Source organism: Streptomyces sp. NPDC036822 (assembly GCF_055609145.1).
In genome coordinates, this window is record NZ_JBVJPY010000008.1 from 309077 (window position 1) to 328779 (window position 19703).

At 70.7% G+C, this 19703-nt stretch carries 13 protein-coding genes, 1 tRNA gene and 1 rRNA gene; 3 read left to right on the forward strand and 12 right to left on the reverse strand.

Going from position 1 to position 19703, the window contains the following annotated elements; genetic code table 11:
* Window positions 1-34 precede the first annotated feature (34 nt).
* Together ACZ68P_RS20900 and ACZ68P_RS20905 are read left to right on the forward strand one after the other, a co-directional pair.
* The gene (locus ACZ68P_RS20900; RefSeq protein WP_471008211.1) at window positions 35-823 is read left to right on the forward strand and encodes an Fpg/Nei family DNA glycosylase; all 789 of its coding nucleotides are present in this window, start codon (window positions 35-37) and stop codon (window positions 821-823) included.
* A 36-nt stretch (window positions 824-859) separates the two neighbouring features.
* The gene (locus ACZ68P_RS20905; protein WP_471008213.1) at window positions 860-1630 is read left to right on the forward strand and encodes an SDR family NAD(P)-dependent oxidoreductase; all 771 of its coding nucleotides are present in this window, start codon (window positions 860-862) and stop codon (window positions 1628-1630) included.
* Here ACZ68P_RS20905 and ACZ68P_RS20910 read toward each other — a convergent pair.
* The 10 genes from ACZ68P_RS20910 to ACZ68P_RS20955 form a co-directional block, all read right to left on the reverse strand.
* Window positions 1578-1904, reverse strand: coding sequence for a hypothetical protein (locus tag ACZ68P_RS20910; RefSeq protein WP_471008215.1), 327 nt, complete (start codon window positions 1902-1904; stop codon window positions 1578-1580). The two genes, ACZ68P_RS20905 and ACZ68P_RS20910, sit on opposite strands and share 53 nt — an antisense overlap.
* Before the next feature lie 140 nt (window positions 1905-2044).
* On the reverse strand, window positions 2045-2515 hold the full coding sequence (locus tag ACZ68P_RS20915) for a Dps family protein (protein WP_365713690.1): 471 nt from the start codon (window positions 2513-2515) through the stop codon (window positions 2045-2047).
* 173 nt (window positions 2516-2688) lie between these two features.
* The gene (locus tag ACZ68P_RS20920; protein ID WP_361915527.1) at window positions 2689-3072 is read right to left on the reverse strand and encodes a helix-turn-helix domain-containing protein; all 384 of its coding nucleotides are present in this window, start codon (window positions 3070-3072) and stop codon (window positions 2689-2691) included.
* Between the two features lie 109 nt (window positions 3073-3181).
* A complete protein-coding gene (locus ACZ68P_RS20925) occupies window positions 3182-3703 on the reverse strand; it encodes a CinA family protein (RefSeq protein WP_365713688.1) in 522 nt (173 codons plus the stop codon).
* Window positions 3700-4398: a CDP-diacylglycerol--glycerol-3-phosphate 3-phosphatidyltransferase gene (gene pgsA / locus ACZ68P_RS20930; protein WP_471008217.1), complete on the reverse strand. Its 699-nt coding sequence runs from the start codon at window positions 4396-4398 to the stop codon at window positions 3700-3702. The genes ACZ68P_RS20925 and pgsA overlap by 4 nt, the downstream gene beginning before the upstream one ends.
* Window positions 4395-5891, reverse strand: a complete 1497-nt coding sequence (gene rimO / locus ACZ68P_RS20935) for a 30S ribosomal protein S12 methylthiotransferase RimO (RefSeq protein WP_471008219.1) — start codon at window positions 5889-5891, stop codon at window positions 4395-4397. The genes pgsA and rimO overlap by 4 nt, the downstream gene beginning before the upstream one ends.
* Before the next feature lie 97 nt (window positions 5892-5988).
* Complete coding sequence (locus ACZ68P_RS20940) at window positions 5989-6810, reverse strand: helix-turn-helix domain-containing protein (RefSeq protein WP_471008221.1); 822 nt, start codon at window positions 6808-6810, stop codon at window positions 5989-5991.
* Between the two features lie 265 nt (window positions 6811-7075).
* Entirely contained in the window at window positions 7076-9907 is a 2832-nt protein-coding gene (locus tag ACZ68P_RS20945; protein WP_471008222.1) for a DNA translocase FtsK, read from the reverse strand.
* A gap of 127 nt (window positions 9908-10034) precedes the next feature.
* The gene (locus ACZ68P_RS20950; protein WP_391141251.1) at window positions 10035-10709 is read right to left on the reverse strand and encodes a response regulator; all 675 of its coding nucleotides are present in this window, start codon (window positions 10707-10709) and stop codon (window positions 10035-10037) included.
* Between the two features lie 285 nt (window positions 10710-10994).
* Entirely contained in the window at window positions 10995-16484 is a 5490-nt protein-coding gene (locus ACZ68P_RS20955) for a HAMP domain-containing protein (RefSeq protein ID WP_471008224.1), read from the reverse strand.
* A gap of 268 nt (window positions 16485-16752) precedes the next feature.
* Between ACZ68P_RS20955 and ACZ68P_RS20960 the strand changes: the two genes are divergently transcribed.
* Window positions 16753-19404, forward strand: coding sequence for a SpoIIE family protein phosphatase (locus ACZ68P_RS20960; RefSeq protein ID WP_471008225.1), 2652 nt, complete (start codon window positions 16753-16755; stop codon window positions 19402-19404).
* A gap of 125 nt (window positions 19405-19529) precedes the next feature.
* On the opposite strand, the gene ACZ68P_RS20965 is transcribed toward ACZ68P_RS20960, so the two are convergent.
* Together ACZ68P_RS20965 and rrf are read right to left on the reverse strand one after the other, a co-directional pair.
* A tRNA-Thr gene (locus ACZ68P_RS20965) sits at window positions 19530-19605 on the reverse strand.
* Between the two features lie 5 nt (window positions 19606-19610).
* Window positions 19611-19703: ribosomal RNA gene (gene rrf, locus ACZ68P_RS20970) — 5S ribosomal RNA — on the reverse strand; the annotation flags it as partial.

Here is a 19703-nt window from a genome sequence, read left to right on the forward strand (position 1 = left end):
CCGCCCTCGCCCGGTGATCCCGCATGATGGAGCCATGCCCGAAGGAGACACCATCTGGCTGGCCGCCCATCGGCTGCACGCGGCGCTGGCGGGGCGGGTGCTGACCCGGTCCGATCTGCGCGTGCCCCGGTTCGCGACGGCCGACCTCACCGGCCGCGCTGTCCTCGACGTCACCCCTCGGGGGAAGCATCTGCTCACCCGGATCGAGGGCGGCCTGACCCTCCATTCCCATCTGCGGATGGACGGCTCCTGGCAGGTGTACGCCAACGGTGAGCGGTGGCGCGGCGGCCCTCTCCACCAGGTCCGGGCGATCCTCGGCAACGACGAGCGCACGGTGGTGGGCTACCGCCTGCCCGTCCTCGAACTGATCCGCACCTCCGAGGAGCCCGACGTCGTGGGTCACCTCGGTCCTGACCTGCTCGGCCCGGACTGGGACCCGGCCGAGGCGGTCCGGCGGCTCACCGCCGACCCCGCGCGGTCACTCGGCGAGGCCCTTCTGGACCAGCGCAATCTGGCGGGCATCGGCAACGTCTACAAGTCGGAGCTGGCCTTCCTGGCCGCGGTCACGCCCTGGCTGCCGGTGGGCGAACTGCCGTCCGAGGTGCCCGAACGGATCGTCGCCACGGCCCGCCGCCTCCTGGAGGAGAACAAGGACCGGACCTCCCGCAAGACGACGTCCGCCCGGAGGTCCTCCCAGGACCTCTACGTCTACGGGCGTCGCGGCCGCCCCTGCCTGCGGTGCGGGACCGCCATCCGCAAGGCCGAACTCGGCGACCGCGTCACCTACTGGTGCCCGGGCTGCCAGAAGGGCCCCACCGACTGATTGACGGGCCGTCAGATTCGCCCGTACGGTCCCCTCATGCCTCTCACGGCGTACGACCTCAGCGGCCGCACCGCCTTCGTGACCGGCGCCGCGGGCGGGATCGGCCGCGCGACGGCCGTCCTCCTCGCGCAGGCGGGCGCGACGGTCCACTGCGCGGACCGGGACGAACGGGGACTTCGGGAGACCGCCGCCCGTGTCGCCGACGGCGGGGGCGCGGCGGCCCGCCTCCACCGCCTCGACGTCACCGACCGCGCCGCCCTCGCGGCGGCCGTCGGCAGCGTCACGGGTCCGCTTCACATCATGGCGGCGATCGCCGGGATCATGCACACGAGCACGGTCCTGGAGACGCGGGACGAGGACCTCGACCGCGTGCTCGCGGTCAACTTCAAAGGGGTGTTGTACGCCTGCCAGGAGGGCGCCCGGTCGATGATCGCCTCGGGCACCCGCGGTTCGGTCGTCACCATGGCCTCGGGGGCGATGGACTCGGCGAGTGCGGGCCTGCTCTGCTACAGCGTCGCCAAGGCCGCCGTGGTGCAGCTGACGAAGACACTGGCGACCGAGGTCGGCGGTCACGGCATACGCGTCAACGCGGTCGCCCCCGGATGGATTCGCACCCCCATGACCGACCGCCACGAACCGGCCGCGCAGGAACAGGCGGAGGCGGCGATGGTCCGGCACTCACCCTTGCGCCGGGTCGGCGAGCCCGAGGACATCGCTCACGCGGTCCTCCATCTCGCCTCGGACGCCTCGTCGTTCACGACGGGTCAGATCCTCCGCCCGAACGGCGGGGTCGCGATGCCGTGGTGAACCGCCCCTGCCAGGCCGTGAACCATCCGCGCCAGGCCGTGGGTCCCGCGCTCCCCGGCCGTATTCGGCCCCGGGGCCGGCGCGAGGTGGACGCCGCCACATGGACCGGCAGCAGGCTCAGTCCCCAGCCGCCCGCTGCCACCGCGCCCTCGACCAGCCCGGACTGCTCCGGGACCAGGACGAGGCGCAGGACGGCCCACCACCACAGCCCGCCGACCGCCAGTCCGCTCGCCACCAGCGCGAGCGCGACCAGCGGAAACCGTCGCCGTACCATGGCCGCCTCCTCCGGTCGACGCTAGACCGGGCGTATAGCGCGGCGGGAGGGCGCACGGAAGGCCACACGGGCGCGCGGGAGGCTCGGCGGGCCCGACGAGCCCGCCCTGTCCACCGCGCCCACGCCGCCCGCCGCCACGGTCAGGCGCTCTCCGCCTGGAACATCCACGCGTGCTTTTCGAGGTCGGCTGTGAGGCCGATCAGAATGTCCTGGGTGACCGGGTCGGGCTCGTCCGTGACCTCGATCCGCTCCCGCATCCGCGTGATCACCGCGCCCAGCGCGTCGACCAGGATCTTCACCGCGTCCGTGTCCTTGATCCAGCCCGTGGGGACCTCGCCGATGGCGCTCCCGGAGGCCACGGACGCCGCCCGGCCGTCGGGGTTGACACCGACCGCCGAGGCCCGTTCGGCCACCACGTCCGAGTGCTGGCGGGCGCTCACCACGACTTCGTCGAGCTGGAGGTGGACGGAGCGGAACCGGGGCCCGACCACGTTCCAGTGGACCTGCTTGGCGACGAGGCCGAGGTCGACGAGGTCGACGAGGGCACCCTGCAGGGCATCGCCGACCGTCTTGAGGTCGGCCTCGGACAACGAGCTCTTCACGACGGACATGCCTGTTCTCCAACCAGTCGTACGTTTCCTCACCATGGCACGCATGACCCGCATCGGGCATCTCAAACCAAGCGCGCGAACCCTGACGACCAGCCCGGAAAACGACAAAAACCCCGGCTGGTGTCCGCTCTGGGACACCTTCCGGGGCTCTCGCCCATTCGGTTCAGGCCGGTTCAGGCAGCGACGACGTCCACCGCTTCCGCGGGCGCCTTGATGGTCACCCGCTCGGTGGGCACACCTGCCACCGACGTCACCGACACCGAATTGAGCATCGGGCGTACCGGCGCCGGCACCGGTTCGCTCGCCGCTGCCGATTGGGCCAGTTCGGCCAGCGACAGCTCGTCGCTCACTTCACGCATGAGCTCGGACATCCGTACGTCAAGCGCGTCGCAGATCGCGGAGAGCAGCTCGGAGGAAGCCTCCTTCTGCCCCCGCTCCACCTCGGAGAGATAGCCGAGCGAAACTCGGGCGGACGAGGAGACTTCGCGCAGAGTACGGCCCTGGCGCTGGCGCTGCCGACGCAGCACGTCACCCAACAGGCGACGGAGCAGAATCATCGGTGGCTCCCTCCTCGGACCGCGTAGCCGCATCCTTCACGCCCCACCGTACCGCCTCGCGCTGCGGCCGTGCGGGGAGCGATGTCGTGTTCACTCAGGGCTGCAAACATCAATTCCCCCCGTTCTGTTCCGTATCCTGTGCCCGCGCATTTCCCGAGAGTTCGTCGCCGAGCAGTTCCAGCACGCTGCGTACGCTCTCTCTACGGATGTCCGCGCGATCGCCGTTCAACCGCAATGACGCCACTTTCCCGGCCGCGGCGCCCGATCCGGCCGGCCCGGCGACGGCGACGTACACCGTCCCGACGGGCTGCCCGTCCTGCGGTTCGGGGCCGGCGACACCGGTCGTGGAGATGCCCCAGTCGGATCCGAGCCGGTCGCGCACACCGGCCGCCATCTGCAGCGCGACCTCCGGATCGACCGCCCCGCGGTCCGCCAGGAGGGCTTGGTCGACGCCCAGGAGTTCCGCCTTGAGCGGCGTGGCGTACGCCGTGACGGACCCGCGGAAGCCGGCCGACGCCCCAGGCGCGTACGTCAGCTCCGCGGCCACCAGACCGCCCGTGAGGGACTCCGCGACGGCCACCGTGTGACCACGCTCCGCGAGCAGATCCAGCACCAGGGCGGCCTCTTTCATCGCGCGGACCCCGCCGTGGGCCCCGGTACCGACGGTCCGCCGGACCGTTCGGCACGCTCGGCGGCCAGTCCCTGGCGCCTCAGGACGACCGCCTGTCGCACATAGTCCAGGCCGGTGACGACCGTCAGCACGACGGCGACCGCCATCACCCAGAAGCGCAGGGTGGCGAGTGGACCGGTCATCACGAGCACGTACATGCCGACCGCCGTACCCTGCGCCAGCGTCTTCATCTTCCCGCCGCGGCTGGCCGGGATAACCCCGTGCCGGATCACCCAGAACCGCATCAGCGTGACGCCGAGCTCCCGGGCGAGGATCACGCCCGTCACCCACCACGGCAGGTCCCCCAGCCAGGACAGGGAGATCAGCCCGGCGGCCATGATCGCCTTGTCGGCGATCGGGTCGGCGATCTTCCCGAAGTCCGTGACCAGGTTGTACGTCCGCGCCAGATGCCCGTCGAAGATGTCCGTGATCATGGCGACGGCGAACGCGGCCCAGGCCCAGGCACGCCACACGGGATCGTGACCGCCGTCCTGGAGCAGCAGCACCACGAAGCCGGGGACCAGCACCAGCCGGATCATGGTCAGGATGTTGGCGATGTTCCACAGGCTGGCCTGGTTGACGGCCGCAGCGCCCAGCTTGCCGCCGGGCGCGGGCCTACCGGGCCCGCCCGTCGCGGACGCCGGGACTCCGGTCATCTGCCCGCCTCCTCGTCAAGACACTCGGCCACCAGGTCGACGCCTTCCGTTCCCACGACCTTGGCCCTGACCATACGGCCGGGGGCCAGATCGTGGCGTGCGGCGGACTCGGAGGTGAGGACCACCTGGCCGTCCGTCTCGGGCGCCTGGTGGGCCGCGCGGCCGATCACGCCGTCCTCGTCGACGGCGTCCACCGTTTCGACGAGTACTTCCAGGGTCTCTCCGATCCGCTCCTCCGCACGCTGGGCGGTGAGCTCCTCGGCGAGCCGCGAGAGGTGGGCGAGCCGCTCGTCGACGATCTCCTGGTCGAGCTTGTGCTCGTACGTGGCGGCCTCGGTGCCGTCCTCGTCGGAGTATCCGAAGACACCGATGGCGTCCAGCCGGGCGTGGGTGATGAAGCGTTCCAGCTCGGCGAAGTCCGCCTCGGTCTCGCCGGGGAAGCCGACGATGAAGTTGGAGCGGGCACCGGCGGTGGGGGCCTTGGAGCGGATCGTCTCCAGAAGCTCCAGGAAGCGGTCGGTGTCGCCGAAGCGGCGCATCGCCCGCAGCACGTCCGGGGCGCTGTGCTGGAAGGACAGGTCGAAGTAGGGGGCGACCTTCTCGGTCGACGTCAGCACGTCGATCAGCCCGGGACGCATCTCGGCGGGCTGGAGGTAGCTGACCCGGACCCGCTCGATCCCGTCGACGGCGGCCAGCTCGGGCAGCAGCGTCTCCAGGAGGCGGATGTCACCGAGGTCCTTGCCGTAGGAGGTGTTGTTCTCGGAGACCAGCATGATCTCCTTCACCCCCTGCCCGGCGAGCCAGCGCGTCTCGCCGAGGACGTCGGAGGGGCGGCGCGAGACGAAGGAGCCGCGGAAGGACGGGATGGCGCAGAACGAGCAGCGGCGGTCGCAGCCGGAGGCGAGCTTGACCGAGGCGACGGGGCTGGTGTCCAGGCGGCGGCGCAGCGGCGCGCGCGGCCCGGAGGCCGGGGCCACGCCCTCGGGGAGGTCGCTCGGGACGTTCTCCGGCGCCTCCACGGCGCCGTGGCCGGGCAGCGCCACGGCGGCGGCCGCCTCCTGCCGCTCCACAGGGGAGAGCGGAAGCAGCGTGCGCCGGTCACGCGGCGTGTGCGCCTCGACGTTCCCGCCGCTGAGGATGGTCTGGAGGCGGTCGGAGATGTCTGCGTAGTCGTCGAAGCCGAGCACACCGTCGGCTTCGGGCAGGGCCTCGGCGAGCTCCTTGCCGTACCGCTCGGCCATGCAGCCGACCGCGACGACGGCCTGGGTCTTGCCGTGATCCTTCAGATCGTTGGCTTCGAGGAGGGCGTCGACGGAGTCCTTCTTGGCGGCTTCGACGAATCCACAGGTGTTGACGACGGCGACGTCCGCGTCCGATGCGTCCTCGACGAGCTCCCAGCCGTCCGCTGCCAAGCGGCCTGCGAGCTCCTCCGAGTCCACCTCGTTACGGGCGCAGCCAAGAGTGACAAGGGCGACGGTACGGCGTTCGGGCATGGGCTCAAGACTACTTCGTCCTGGCCGTACCCCCGCCGCGCAGGGTTGCCGCGCGACGGGGGTACGGGGAGAAGGCAGGGCCTGACGGCCGGCGTGATCAGCCGGCCTCGGGGTCGCCCTTGGTGTACGAGAGCCGCTCGACCTGCCCGGATTCGAACTTCTGCGCGACCTTCTTGCCGTTCACGTAGAGCTCGATGGGTCCGGCGTTGCCGAGGATCAGGTCGATGCGCTCGTCGTCCTGGAAGGTCTTGGAGTCGCCCTTGAGCAGCAGCCCGTCGAAGAGCAGCTTGCCGTCGTGGGCCTTGGCGGAGATCCAGCTCTTGTCATTGGTCGCGGTCAGCTTGACCGTGACCTTGTCCTTCGGGACCGCCGCGATGGCGCTCTCGGAGGGCACGGGCTTGGGGTCGGCGGGCTTGGTCGGCTTGGGCTTGACGGGCTTCTTCACGGGGGCGGGGCCTTCCGCCACCGTGCCGGAACCGCTGGAGGCGTCGTTCCCGCTGAACATGGTGAAGCCGGCGAAGCCGACGACGGCCACGATCGCCGCGACCATGGCGGCGGTCCAGTTGGGTCGGCGCGGTTCGGGGCGGATACGTTCCGCCTCGAAGAGCGGTGCGGCGGGGGTCGGCGCGGGACGGCCGCCGTGCTCGGCGTCGTACTGGTCGACGAGCGGCGCCGGATCGAGCCCGACGGCGCGCGCGAGCGTGCGGATGTGCCCGCGGGCGTAGACGTCACCGCCACAGCGCGAGAAGTCGTCCTCCTCGATCGCGTGCACGATCGGGATCCGGACACGGGTGGAGGCACTGACGTCTTCGACGGTGAGGCCGGCGGCGACGCGGCCCTGCTGGAGAACGCGACCGATCGAATCCCGGTCGTCTGCCGGGACGTTCCGGTCGTCTTCGGGGGAGTTGCCGATGGACACGAGAGCGCCTTTCGAGCGTGTAACCACCTGCTGGATGTTCAGTCTATGGGTGGTACGAAAGGGTGGGGCAACCGGGCGGACTCGGTTTGTACGCCATGAGGCTGGGACATCGTTCTGTCCTTGTCTCCAACTTGACGTACGACCAAGGGAAACGGTTGCCCACCCTTCCCTTACGAGTGAGTCTCGGCCAGGTCTCGTTCCGGCCGCACGGGTGAACCGGCGGTGCCCCGCACGGCGTACCGCCGCCTCCGCACGGCCCGCGCGGTCACTCCGCCGACTCCCCGCGGATGACGGCGAGTACTCCGTCCAGCTCATCCGGTTTGACGAGCACGTCCCGCGCCTTGGAGCCCTCGCTCGGCCCGACGATGTTCCGGGACTCCATCAGGTCCATCAGCCGCCCGGCCTTCGCGAATCCGACCCGGAGCTTGCGCTGGAGCATCGACGTCGAGCCGAACTGGGTGGAGACCACCAGCTCGGCCGCCTGGCACAGCAGGTCGAGGTCGTCGCCGATGTCCTCGTCGATCTCCTTCTTCTGCTTGGTGCCGACGGTGACGTCGTCCCGGAAGACCGGCGCCATCTGGTCCTTGCAGTGCTGGACGACGACCGCGACCTCGTCCTCCGTGACGAAGGCGCCCTGCATGCGGACGGGCTTGTTCGCGCCCATCGGCAGGAAGAGGCCGTCACCCTTGCCGATGAGCTTCTCCGCGCCCGGCTGGTCGAGGATGACCCGGCTGTCGGCGAGGGAGGAGGTGGCGAAGGCGAGCCGCGAGGGCACGTTCGCCTTGATCAGACCGGTGACGACGTCCACGGACGGACGCTGGGTGGCCAGGACCAGATGGATGCCGGCGGCCCGGGCCAACTGGGTGATGCGGACGATGGCGTCCTCGACGTCCCGGGGCGCGACCATCATCAGGTCGGCCAGCTCGTCCACGATCACCAGCAGGTACGGGTAGGGGCTGAGCTCGCGCTCGCTGCCCTCGGGCAGCTTGACCTTGCCGTTGCGGATGGCCTCGTTGAAGTCGTCGATGTGCCGGAACCCGAACGCGGCCAGGTCGTCGTAGCGCAGGTCCATCTCGCGCACCACCCACTGGAGCGCCTCGGCGGCCCGCTTGGGGTTGGTGATGATCGGCGTGATCAGGTGCGGGATGCCCTCGTACGCGGTGAGTTCGACCCGCTTGGGGTCGACCAGGACCATCCGGACGTCCTCGGGGGTCGCTCTTATCATCACCGAGGTGATGAGGCAGTTGATGCACGAGGACTTGCCGGAGCCGGTGGCTCCGGCGACCAGGATGTGCGGCATCTTCGCGAGGTTGGCCATCACGTAGCCGCCCTCGACGTCCTTGCCGAGCGCCACCAGCATCGGGTGGTCGTCGCCCGCCGCGTCCGCGAGGCGCAGGACGTCGCCGAGGTTGACCATTTCGCGGTCGCTGTTGGGGATCTCGATGCCGACGGCCGACTTGCCCGGGATCGGCGAGATGATCCGGACGTCCGGGCTGGCCACGGCGTACGCGATGTTCTTGGTGAGCGCCGTGATCTTCTCGACCTTCACGGCGGGGCCGAGCTCGACCTCGTAGCGCGTGACCGTCGGGCCGCGGGTGAACCCGGTGACGGCCGCGTCGACCTTGAACTCGCTGAAGACGGTGGAGAGCGACTCCACCACGGCGTCGTTGGCCGCGCTGCGCGTCTTGCCGGGGCCGCCGCGCGTCAGGAGGTCCATCGACGGCAGCGCGTAGGTGATGTCCCCGGCGAGCTGGAGCTGCTCGGCACGGGCCGGCAGCTCGGTGTGCTCGGGCGCGGGCTTGGTCAGGTCCGGTACGGCCCCGGTCCGGCTCCCCGACTCCGGCTTCGCGCCCCGCGCGGTGGGCACCGGAGCGGCCGGCGGCACCGAAGGACGGGCCGGTACGGCCGGCGGCCCGGCGGGGGCGGCGGGCGCCTGTGCGGCGGAGTCCGCCACCGCGGCGGCCCGCTCGGCGGTGACGTCCCGGGTCAGATCGGCGACCAGCGGGGAGGGCGGCATGCCGTTGAGCACGGCCCCGTCCAGTGCGGCGGCCGCGGCCGCCGCGACGTCCACGGCGTCCAGGGGCCGGTCGAGGGCGGGCCGCGCGGAGGAGCGGCGGGGGCCTCGGCGCCGGGTGAGAGCCTCCTCCTCGGCCTGGTCGGTGTCGTAGACCTCCGCGGGTCCGGGAGCCCTGCGCCGCGCCCGCGCCGGCACCGGCTCGCGCCAGGTCCCGTCGTACGCCTCGTCCTCCTCCACGAGCGCGGGGTCGTAGGCCGGCTCGACGATCCCGAGCCGGGCGCCGAGCGCGTGCAGCCGCTGCGGGATGGCGTTGACCGGGGTCGCGGTGACGACGAGCAGCCCGAAGACGGTGAGCAGGACGAGCATCGGTACGGCGAGGACCTCGCCCATCATGAAGACGAGCGGCTTGGACGCGGCCCAGCCGATCAGACCGCCGGCGTCCTGCATGGCCTCGGTCCCGTCGCCCCTGCCCGGCGAGCCGCAGGCGATGTGGACCTGGCCGAGCACGCCGATGACGAGGGCGGAGAGACCGATGACGATACGGCCGTTGGCCTCCGGCTTCTCCGGATAGAGGATCAGCCGGATGCCGATGGCGCCGACCAGCAGCGGGACGAGCAGGTCGAGCCGTCCGAAAGCGCCGGTGACCAGCATCTCGACCAGCTCGCCGACCGGGCCGCGCAGACGGGACCAGGTCCCGGCCGCGATGATCAGCGCGAGTCCGAGGAGCAGCAGCGCCAGACCGTCCTTGCGATGGGCCGGGTCGAGCCCCTTGGCGCCGCGCCCTATCCCCCGGAACATCGCGCCGACCCCGTGCGCCAGGCCGAGCCACAGCCCGCGGACGAGCCGGTACACACCCCCGGTCGGCGACGGAGCGGGCTTGGGCGCGGCCTTCTTCGCGGGTGCGCGCCTGGCGGGTGCGGCCTTTCTGGCCGCCGCCTTCTTCGCGGGGGGCTTGGCCGCCGCACCGGCGGCCCTCTTCGCGGGCACCGCTTTCTTCGCGACACCAGGCGTACGGCCGGCGCGCGGCTTCGCGGTGCCCGCCGTGCCCTGGGAACCCTTGCCGGACGTACGTGAGGCCATGATGCCGAGGTTACCGGTGTGAGCCGCTCGCGACACGTGCGCGTCCGGCCTCACCCGTTCGTGTCGCCCTTGCCGGGGCATGAAACTGACGGCCGCTCACGGTCGGCAGCCCCGCCGTGACGGTACGTCAGTTCTGGGCGGGGAGGGTCGGCGCGCCGCCCGTGCCCGGCTCCAGCGCGTCCAGCGCGCGCCTCAACCCCGTGAGCTTGCGCTCCAGATGGGCGGCGGTGGCGACGGCCGCGGCGTCGGCGGAGTCGTCGTCGAGCTGCTTGGACAGCGCCTCCGCCTGCTCCTCGACCGCGGCGAGACGGGCCGACAGCTCGGCAAGGAGTCCCGCGGACTCCTTCGCGTGACCTCCGTGGCCGCCGCCCTCCAGCTGGAGGCGCAGGAGCGCGGCCTGCTCCCGCAGCTGGCAGTTCTTCATGTACAGCTCGACGAAGACGGAGACCTTGGCGCGCAGCACCCAGGGGTCGAACGGCTTGGAGATGTAGTCGACCGCGCCCGCCGCATAGCCCCGGAAGGTGTGGTGGGGACCGTGGTTGATGGCGGTGAGGAAGATGATCGGGATGTCCCGGGTCCGCTCCCGCCGCTTGATGTGCGCCGCCGTCTCGAAGCCGTCCATCCCGGGCATCTGGACATCCAGCAGGATGACCGCGAAGTCGTCGGTCAACAGCGCCTTGAGCGCTTCCTCCCCGGACGATGCCCGCACCAGCGTCTGATCGAGCGCGGAGAGAATGGCCTCCAGCGCCAGCAGATTCTCCGGCCGGTCATCGACCAGGAGGATCTTGGCCTTCTGCACCATGCCCCGTCCTCCTCGCCCCGGCATGGGCTCTCCCCGACTCGCCGAGTCGGGGGAAGCACCGGGCGCCGCCCCAGAAGACGACTCCCTTGCGCCGTCCGTCCTTGTGCCGGTCATGGTAGCCGCACCCCGCCTGTCGCCACACCCTGTCACCACGATGTCACTGTGCACGTAGCAGAAACGTGGTGGGAGACCAGAAGGTTCCCCGGATACAGGCCCCTCACACGCCTGTGGCGACAGCCGGCCGGCACGGCGGGAACTCCTCGCGACACCGCGAGGAGACCCCTGTCACTCCCCTCGCATCCACTGCTCCATCACCGACAGCAGGTGGTCCGGGTCGACCGGCTTGGTGACGTAGTCGGAGGCGCCGCACTCGATCGCCTTCTCCCGGTCGCCCTTCATCGCCTTCGCCGTGAGCGCGATGATCGGCAGCCCGGCGAACTGCGGCATCCGCCGGATCGCGGTCGTCGTCGCGTACCCGTCCATCTCCGGCATCATGATGTCCATCAGGACGACCGTCACGTCGTCGTGCTGTTCCAGGACCTCGATGCCCTCGCGGCCGTTCTCCGCGTACAGCACCGCCAGGCCGTGCTGCTCCAGGACGCTGGTCAGCGCGAAGACGTTGCGGATGTCGTCGTCCACGATCAGGACCTTCTCGCCGCGGAAGGCGAAGGTGCGGCGCGGCGCCGCCTCGGCGCGCTCGTCGGCCGCCTGCTGGTCGCCCTGGGTCCGGCCGGCCCGGCCCGGCAGCGCCGGGCGCTCCGCCCCCGCCGGGACCGCCTTGCGTCGGTGCCGGAACAGCGCCCCTGCCCCGGAGCGCAGGTCGGCCGCCATGGACGACGGCGCCGACTCGAAGTGCCCGTCGTGCCCGCCCACGCCGTCCTCGTACCCCGTCCGCTGCTCCGACGGATCGTCCTCCTCGCCCTGCCCGTAGCCGTTCGCGGCCAGCTCCATGGGGTGCAGCGGCAGGTACAGCGTGAACGTCGAACCACGGCCCGGTTCGCTCGCCGCGTAGATCTCACCGCCGAGCAGCCGCGCGATCTCCCGGCTGATGGAGAGCCCGAGACCCGTACCGCCGTACTTGCGGCTGGTCGTCCCGTCCGCCTGCTTGAACGCCTCGAAGATGACCCGCATCTTGCCGGCCGCGATGCCGATGCCCGTGTCGGTCACCGAGAACGCGATCAGCTCGGCCTCCGGGTCGCGCAGCGAACCCGCCTCCAGGAGCTGCTCGCGGATCGACTGCGGCACATCCGTCCCGGCGGGCCGGATGACCAGCTCCACCGCGCCCGTGTCGGTGAACTTCACCGCGTTGGACAGCAGGTTGCGCAGCACCTGGAGCAGGCGCTGCTCGTCGGTGTGGAGCGTGGCGGGGAGCTCGGGCGAGACCCGCACCGAGAAGTCGAGCCCCTTCTCCGCGGTCAGCGGCCGGAACGTCGCCTCCACGTAGTCGACGAGCTGCACCAGCGCGATACGGGTCGGGGAGACGTCCATCTTGCCCGCCTCGACCTTGGACAGGTCGAGGATGTCGTTGATGAGCTGGAGCAGGTCGGAACCGGCCCCGTGGATCGTCTCGGCGAACTCCACCTGCTTCGGCGAGAGGTTGGCGTCGGCGTTGTCGGCGAGCAGCTTGGCCAGGATGAGCAGGGAGTTGAGCGGCGTCCGCAGCTCGTGCGACATGTTCGCGAGGAACTCCGACTTGTAGCGCATCGAGACGGCGAGCTGCTCGGCCCGCTCCTCCAGGACCTGACGCGCCTCCTCGATCTCGGTGTTCTTCACCTCGATGTCCCGGTTCTGCCGGGCGAGCAGCTCCGCCTTCTCCTCCAGCTCCGCGTTGGAGCCCTGGAGCTCCTTCTGCCGGTGCTCCAGCTCCGCCGAGCGCTCCCTCAGCTGCTCGGTCAGCTCCTGCGACTGCTGGAGCAGCACCTCGGTCTTGGTGTTCACGCTGATGGTGTTCACGGTCGTCGCGATCAGCTCGGCGAGCTGGTTGAGGAAGTCCCGCTGGATCTGCGTGAACGGCTGGAAGGAGGCCAGCTCGATCACCCCGAGGACCTTCCCCTCGAAGAGGACCGGCAGCACGATCACATGCGCCGGGGCGGCCTCGCCGAGCCCGGAGGAGATCTTCAGATAGCCCGGCGGCACATTGACCTGGATCGTCCGCTTCTCCTCGGCCGCCGTTCCGATCAGGGTCTCCCCCGGCCGGAAGGAGGTCGGCATGGAGCCGGCGGAGTACCCGTAACTGCCGCGCATCCGCAGCTCGTACGAGCCCTCGCCCTCCCCGCCGAGTTCGGCGCTGGCCGTCGCGGAACCGGTCGGCATCGCCACGAAGAACGCGCCGTGCTGGGCCGAGACGACGGGCGTCAGCTCGCTCATGATGAGGGAGGCGACGTCGTCCAGGTCCCGGCGGCCCTGCATCAGACCGGAGATCCGGGCGAGGTTGCCCTTGAGCCAGTCCTGCTCCTCGTTGGCGAGGGTGGTGTCGCGCAGGTTGGCGATCATGGTGTTGATGTTGTCCTGAAGCGCCTGGATCTCGCCCGCCGCGTCCACACCGTCGATCTTGAGGTTCAGGTCGCCGCGGGTCACCGCGGTGGCGACGGCCGCGATGGCCCGCACCTGCCGGGTCAGGTTCCCGGCCATCTCGTTCACCGACTCCGTCAGGTCGCGCCAGGTTCCGTCGACGTCCCGGACTCGCGCCTGACCGCCCAGGATGCCTTCCGTACCCACCTCACGGGCCACCCGGGTGACCTCCTCGGCGAACGAGGACAGCTGGTCGACCATCGTGTTGATGGTGTTCTTCAGCTCCTGGATCTCACCGCGCGCGTCGATGTCGATCTTCTTGGTGAGATCGCCCTTGGCGATGGCGGTGGTGACGGCGGCGATCTGACGCACCTGGCCCGTCAGGTTCGACGCCATCGAGTTCACCGACTCGGTGAGGTCCTTCCACGTGCCCGACACGCCCGGCACCCGCGCCTGGCCGCCCAGCTCGCCTTCCGTGCCCACCTCGCGGGCGACCCGCGTCACCTCGTCCGCGAACGAGGACAGCGTCGTCACCATCGTGTTCACGGTGTCGGCCAGCTCGGCCACCTCACCGCGCGCCTCGACCGTCACCTTCTTCGTCAGGTCGCCGTTGGCGACCGCGGAGGAGACCCGGGAGATGTTCCGCACCTGACTCGTCAGGTTGTTCGCCATCAGGTTGACGTTGTCGCTCAGGTCCTTCCAGATGCCCGTGACCCCGCGCACCCGTGCCTGACCACCGAGGATGCCCTCCGTACCCACCTCGCGGGCGACCCGCGTCACCTCGTCCGCGAAGTTCGACAGCTGGTCGACCATCGTGTTGACGGTCGTCACCAGCTCCAGGATCTCGCCCTTGGCGTCGACGGTGATCTTCTTCGACAGATCGCCCTTGGCGACCGCCGTGGTCACCTCGGCGATGTTGCGCACCTGCGAGGTCAGGTTGTTCGCCATGAAGTTCACCGACTGGGTGAGGTCCTTCCAGGTGCCGGAGACCCCCTGCACCTCGGCCTGACCGCCCAGGATGCCCTCCGTGCCCACCTCACGGGCCACCCGCGTCACCTGCTCCGCGAAGCTGGAGAGCTGGTCCACCATCGTGTTGAGGGTGTTCTTCAGCTCCAGGATCTCGCCCCGCGCGTCCACGTCGATCTTCTGCGACAGGTCACCGCGCGCCACGGCCGTGGCGACCTGCGCGATGTTGCGCACCTGGGCGGTGAGGTTCCCGGCCATGCCGTTCACCGAGTCGGTCAGATCACGCCACACCCCGGCCACGCCCGGCACCTGCGCCTGGCCTCCGAGCCGGCCGTCCGTACCCACCTCACGGGCCACCCGCGTCACCTGCTCCGCAAACGCGGACAGCTGGTCCACCATCGTGTTGATGGTGTTCTTCAGCTCCAGGATCTCCCCGCGCGCGTCCACGTCGATCTTCTGCGACAGGTCGCCCCGCGCCACGGCCGTCGTGACCTGCGCGATCTGCCGCACCTGGGACGTCAGGTTGCCGGCCATGAAGTTGACGGAGTCGGTGAGCTCCTTCCACGTACCGGAGACACCGTCGACCCGGGCCTGACCGCCCAGGCGGCCCTCCGTGCCCACGTCCCTCGCCATCCGCGTCACCTGGTCGGCGAAGGACGACAGCTGCGACACCATCGTGTTGACGGTGTTCTTCAGCTCCAGCATCTCGCCCGCGACGTCGACGGTGACCTTCTGCGACAGATCGCCGTTGGCGACCGCCGTCGTCACCTGCGCGATGTCCCGCACCTGACCCGTCAGGTTGCGGAACGCCGTGTTCACCGAATCGGTCAGGTCCTTCCACGTACCCGCCGCGCCCGGCACCTCGGCCTGACCGCCCAGGAGACCCTCGACACCGACCTCCCGCGCCACCCGGGTCACCTCGGAACCGAACGCGGACAGCTGGTCGACCATCGTGTTGACGGTGTTCTTCAGCTCCAGCATCTCGCCGGCCACGTTCACGGTGACCTTCTGCGACAGATCACCGTTGGCGACCGCCGTCGTCACCTGCGCGATGTCCCGCACCTGCGTCGTGATGTTCCGGAAGACCGTGTTGACCGAATCGGTCAGGTCCTTCCACGTACCCGCCGCACCCGGCACCTGCGCCTGACCGCCCAGCAGGCCCTGCGCCCCGACCTCACCGGAGACGCGCGTCACCTCGTCGGCGAACGTCCGCAGCGTCTCCGTCATCTGGTTGATGGTGTCCGCGAGCTGCGCGACCTCGCCGCGCGCGCTCACGGTGACCTTCTGCGAGAGGTCGCCGTTGGCGACCGCCGTGGTGACCTCGGCGATACCCCTCACCTGATTGGTGAGATTTCCCGCCATCGTGTTGACGGAATCGGTGAGGTCCTTCCACACACCGGCGACCCCGGCCACCTCGGCCTGACCGCCCAGCTCGCCCTCGGTGCCGACCTCCCGCGCGACGCGGGTCACCTCCGAGGAGAACGAGGAGAGCTGGTCCACCATCGTGTTGACGGTGTTCTTCAGCTCCAGCATCTCGCCGGCCACGTGCGCCGTGACCTTCCGCGACAGATCGCCCTTGGCGACCGCCGTCGTCACGAGAGCGATGTCACGTACCTGAGCCGTCAGGCGGTACGCCATCGTGTTGACCGAATCCGTGAGGTCCTTCCACGAACCGGACATCCCGCGCACCTGGGCCTGACCGCCCAGCTTCCCCTCGGTACCGACCTCCAGAGCGACCCGCGTCACCTCGTCGGTGAACGCCGACAACTGGTCGACCAGGTTGTTCACGGTCCGCGCGACCTTCAGGAACTCCCCGCGCAGCGGCCGCGCCGCCCCGTCGGGCCCGTCCGACCGCAGGTCCATCCGCTGGTCGAGATCACCCTCGGCCACCGCCGACAGCACCCGCCCCACCTCGGACACCGGCCGCGTCATGTCGTCGACCAGCGCGTTCGCGGCCTCGATCGCCGCCGCCCAGGCCCCCTCGCTGGCCCCGGCCTCCAGCCGCTCGGACAGCTTGCCCTCGCGCCCCACCATCCGGCGCACCCGGGACAGCTCCCCGGTCAGATGCATCTGCCGGTCGGCGACCTCGTTGAACACGGCGGAGATCTCCGCCATGACACCGTCGCCGGATACGGTCAGCCGCTTGCGGAAGTTCCCGTCCCGCATCGACACCAGAGCCTGGAGCAGCCGCTCCATCGCCGCCGCGTCCACCTGCACCGTCCCACCGCTCCGGGACCGTCCGCCCTTCGCCCGCGTGCCGCTGCCGCTGCCGCGCCGCGCCGCCGTGCCAGAGTCCACCGTGTCCCTCCCGAAGGGGTTGGCCGTCTTGCCCGGGCCGTCACCACAAGCCTGCCCAGTGTTTCACCGCAGCCGAACAAGGCCATAACAGTTCGGCAGCTTCGCATAACGTCCCCGTCCTCGGGGGACGGAAACAGCGGTGACCGGCATCCGCCCGGACAGTGAAGGTAAGTAACCTGGCATCCGGCTGTCCAACCGCCCCGGTCCGCCCGGCGGGGGCGGGGCGGCGGGAAGAACACCACCGGGGAGCGGGAGGGGCACACCGACCATGGCAGAGCCGGGCGTCGAAACGCGTACGAGGAGTTCTGTGATCACCGCGCGGGCGGCTGCCAGCTTCGACCCCGTCGGACGGTCCGTCGCGACCGCCCGAGCCTTCGTCCGGGACACCCTCCAGGGCTGGGGGTACGCCGAGGTCGTCGACGACGCCGTCGTCCTCACCAGCGAACTCGTCACCAACGCCGTCATCCACGCCGGCACCGCCGCCGACGTCCTGTGCCTACGCAGCGAGGACGGCGTCCGCGTCGAGGTCGCCGACCGCTACCCCGAGCGCGAGATCCCCGTCCAGAGCGGCCGCACCGTCGCCCACCCCGACCGGGAGAACGGCCGGGGCCTGCTCCTGTGCGCGGCCCTGGCCACCCGCTGGGGCGTCGAGTACACGCCGACCCGGAAGAACGTCTGGTTCCAGCTGGATCTGCCCGAGCGCCCCATCGGGACCCGCTCGGCGGGCCCGGTGCTCCCCGACGCCCTCCTGCCCGTCGCCGAGAGCCGCGTACGCGTGGCCGTCGCCCAGATCGACCGCGGCGGCGCCGTCACCGCGTGGAACGAGGACGCCGAGGAACTCTTCGGATACACCGCCGAGAAGGTCCTGGGCAAGCCGCTCGGAGACCTCGCCGCCTGGCCCCACACCCCCGGCATCGGCACCGGCCTGGTCGAGGCGCTCCAGCTCTCCCGCTGGGAGGGCAGCTACGGCATCCGCTGCGCCGACGGCCGGGTCGTCCCGGTCTACGCCTCCCACCTCCGCGTCCGCGACGCCGAGGGCGAGCCGTCCACCGTCTGCCTCCTCGTGCGGGAGTACGAGCGCGCGGTCCTCCAGACCCCGCAGCGTTCCCCCGTCTCCGACCCCGGCGCCGAGAACCGCTCAGCCGACCCCTTCGAGGTGTTCATCGGCTCCCCCGCCCCCGACGACCTCGACGGGCTCCTCCAGCGCACGGTGGAACGCGCCCGCGACATGCTCGACGGCGACTCCGCGTTCCTCCTGCTCGCCACGGACGACGAGACCGAGCTGGAGGTGCGGGCCACGACCGGCCTCCCCTCCGCCCGTCAGCGCTTCGCCCGCGTCCCGGTGGAGACCGGCGCCAGCCGTTACGGCTCCGCCCGGATGCCGGCCGTCCACGAGGACCTGGCCGCCGTCCCCGGCGCGGTGCCCCTCCTGGAGGGCACCGGCATGCGCTCGGTGGTGACGGTCCCCCTCAAGGTCGAGGGCCGTCTCACCGGCTCGCTCGGTGTGGCCGCGGAGAGCGCGAACCGCTATTCCAACGAAGAGGCCCTGCGGCTGCAGTTCGCCGCCGACCGCATCGCCCTCGCCGTCGAGTCGGCCCGCCTCGGCGAGCTGGAACGCCTGCGCCGCGGCTCCCTCAGCTTCCTCGTCGAGGCCTCCGACCTGCTGGCCGGGACCCTGGACCGCGACCAGACGCTGGCGCTCATGGCCCAGATGACCGTCCCCACCCTTGCCACCTGGTGCGCCGTCTACACGATCGCCGACCAGTCGTCGGACCCGTATCTCTCGTACGTCCTCCATGAGGACGAGGACCGCATCGACGGCCTGAAGGCCCTGCTCACCTCCATCGCCCCGCCGGACCCGGTGCCCACCCCCGGCGCCCGGGTCTGGGCCGCCCCCGCGGCGGCCGCCCACCGGGCCGCGCTGTCCACCTCGATGCGGGAACTGGACGGGGTGTCGGGCCCGTTGTCCTCGGGCATCGACGCGACCCTGGCCACCGCCGCCGTGGTCGGCGGGGAGACGGTCGTCCTGCCACTGGTGGCCCGTAACCGCGTCATCGGCATGCTCACCCTGGGCAAGCCCTCCGACGACCACTTCCGCCAGGAGATCCTGGAGCTCGCCGAGGACCTCTCGCGCCGAGCGGCCCTCGCCCTGGACAACGCGCGGCTCTACAGCGAGCGCATGGCGATCAGCCAGTCCCTCCAGCGCAGCCTCCTGCCGCCGGGCCTCCCGGAGATCCCTGGTGTCGAGGTCGACGTGATCTACCGCGCGGCCGGCGAGGGCAACGAAGTGGGCGGCGACTTCTACGACCTCTTCCCGATCCGTGACAACGCCTACGGCTTCGCGATCGGCGACGTCTGCGGTACGGGCCCGGAGGCCGCGGCGGTGACGGGCCTGGCCCGGCACGCCCTGCGCCTGCTGGCCCGGGAGGGCTTCGGCGGCCCCGCGGTCCTGGAGCGCCTGAACGCGGCCATCCTCGACGAGGGCGCCCGCAGCCGCTTCCTGACCCTTCTCTACGGCGAGATCTGGCCCCAGGAGGACGGCTCGGCACTCCTGAAGGTGGTCTGTGCCGGTCATCCGCTCCCCCTGCGGCTGCGCCAGGACGGCACGGTCCTACCCGCCGCCGACCCTCAGCCGCTCCTGGGCGTCATCGACGACCTGGAGCTGTACGAGCAGACGATCACGCTCGATCCCGGCGATGTTTTGCTGTGCGTGACGGACGGCGTGACGGAACGCCGTGAGGGCACGCGCATGCTCGGCGACGACGGCCTGGCGGAGGTCCTGAAGTCCTGTACGGGCCTGACGGCCGGCGCCGTCGCGGCCCGCATCCTGCGTGCGGTCGAGCGCTTCGCCCAGGAGCCGGCGTCCGACGACATGGCCATCCTGGCGATGCGCATCCCCGAGCCGATCGCCAACGGCTGACAGCGAGCACCCCGGCCCGGCTGCCCTCGTGGGGCAGCCGGGCCCCTTCATGTGCGGATACGCCGTGCGAATCCTGTGCACAAAACAAAGAAGGCCCCCGCCATATGGCGGGGGCCTTCTTCTTGTGGAGCCCTTTAACGGAATCGAACCGTTGACCTTCTCCTTACCATGGAGACGCTCTACCGACTGAGCTAAAAGGGCGGGTTGTTCGGCGGCGTCCTACTCTCCCACAGGGTCCCCCCTGCAGTACCATCGGCGCTGAAAGGCTTAGCTTCCGGGTTCGGAATGTAACCGGGCGT